The organism is Williamsia muralis, assembly GCF_051487485.1.
Lineage (GTDB): Bacteria > Actinomycetota > Actinomycetes > Mycobacteriales > Mycobacteriaceae > Williamsia > Williamsia muralis_B.
Genome location: NZ_JAHVCV010000030.1, coordinates 1 through 1,547, shown reverse-complemented (window position 1 = coordinate 1,547; position 1,547 = coordinate 1). Strand labels below are relative to the sequence as shown.

Here is a 1,547-nt window from a genome sequence, read left to right as displayed (position 1 = left end):
ACCGAGGCCGTCCGGAAGTGTTGTTGCACGGATGAGCCGGCACTCATCGAGTATCTCGGGCCCGCCCACGCGGTGGATTGCGCCGTCGACACCACCGCCGCCCAACATTGACGAGTTCGCAGCGTTGACGATCACGTCGGCTCGCGTGGTGGTGATGTCCCCGTTGGCGACGTCGATGATGGTCATTGTTTGGCCTCTCGTGTCGTGACGCCCGCTTGGGCGTCGGGTGCAGTCGGACCCGTTGCCCTACCGACGACCCGTCGTACGGTTGCAACGAGGTCGACCGAGGTGTGGCCGGGATAGCCATGGAGGAGGGACGTCCACTCCGATGGGATCACCGAGGCTCCTCGGCAGGCTCCCACCAGTCCGCCGGCGATGGCCGCGGTGGTGTCGGTGTCGTTACCCGCACGCACGCAGTATTCCAGCGTCTCGGGCAGATCGCAGGCAGCCCCGGTCAGCGCCCACCAGGCCGTCTGCAACGCATGCACCACCCAGCCGTTGTTGGGAAAGTCTGCAGGCGACCCGTTTTCGGCGATGTCGAGCAGCGGCCCCCAATAGGCGCGGACCGATGCAGGCGCCTGCTCCACATAGACCCGCACCCCGTCAGGCGACCCGGTGAGCACCGCGTGTCGGATTCCCCAACTCCACATCTGGCACGCTTCTCGCGCGCGTTCGTCGTAGTGCGTGAGATCGCTGACGGCACCCGCAGTGCGCACGCACCCCTCGGGGTTGTCGAGAAACGCCAGTGCCACTGGCGCCGTGCGCATCAGGGAACCGTTGCCACCGGTGCGTCCGGTCAAGCTCGCAGCCCTGTCGGTCATCGCGCGTGCCGATGGCCACCGGCCGCTCAACACCGCCCGCGTCTGCGTCCCGATATCAGGCGGGCCGGAGTCGTACCAGCGCACAAACGACCTGGCGATCGCATCGAGATCAACATGGCCGTCGGTCAATCCGTCGGCTACGCAGATCGCCATCGACGTGTCGTCGGTCCACTCACCAGGGTCCCAATCGAACATCCCGCCGCCTTTCATCCGGATCTCCGTGTGCGCCGCGGGGTAGGTGAACTCGTAGCCCGCACCGAGTGCATCTCCTGCTGCCGTCCCGAGCAGGACGCCGAGGGCCCGGTCGAGCTGTTCGTTGTCGAGAACCATCGCTCCTCCTTAGATCAAAGTTGAGCTAAAGGTTAGCGCAGATGTGCGCTAACATCAACGAATGGTGTGGCTCGATGCAGCAGGCAAAGCTCTGACCGACTACGACCGGCCGTCGGTTGCCGTCGACGTGGCTGTTCTGACTGTGCAGGACGACGCGTTGGCCGTGCTGGTGGTGAAGTCCGAGCGCGGCCTGGCGCTACCCGGAACCTTCCTGCACCGGGGCGAGACCCTCGCCGATGCGGCGAGCCGCGCCTTGCAGACCAAGGCAGGCATCCGCGGCCTGGCCTTCCATCAACTCGGCATGTACGACGACCCTTCACGGGACGATCGCGGGTGGGTGTTGTCGATGGCACACGGTGCAGCAGCCAGGCGCCGGCATCTTCCCGACGACGCGCT

General features: G+C 66.0%; 3 protein-coding genes. 1 reads left to right on the top strand and 2 read right to left on the bottom strand.

What is annotated here, in order from left to right:
- Both KXR83_RS26775 and KXR83_RS26770 read right to left on the bottom strand, forming a co-directional pair.
- On the bottom strand, window positions 1–186 hold a 186-nt coding region (locus KXR83_RS26775), incomplete at its 3' end, for a macro domain-containing protein (protein ID WP_437427233.1).
- The gene (locus KXR83_RS26770; RefSeq protein WP_437427232.1) at window positions 183–1,151 is read right to left on the bottom strand and encodes an ADP-ribosylglycohydrolase family protein; all 969 of its coding nucleotides are present in this window, start codon (window positions 1,149–1,151) and stop codon (window positions 183–185) included. The genes KXR83_RS26770 and KXR83_RS26775, both read right to left, overlap by 4 nt.
- A gap of 61 nt (window positions 1,152–1,212) precedes the next feature.
- Here KXR83_RS26770 and KXR83_RS26765 point away from each other — a divergent pair.
- Window positions 1,213–1,547, top strand: a 335-nt coding sequence (locus tag KXR83_RS26765; RefSeq protein WP_437427231.1) for an NUDIX domain-containing protein, incomplete at its 3' end; no start/stop codon positions are given.

What these genes read in the sequence shown, in the direction of transcription:
- KXR83_RS26770 (WP_437427232.1), bottom strand. Translation starts at nt 1,151, where the DNA reads ATGGTTCTCGACAACGAACAGCTCGACCGGGCCCTCGGCGTCCTGCTC.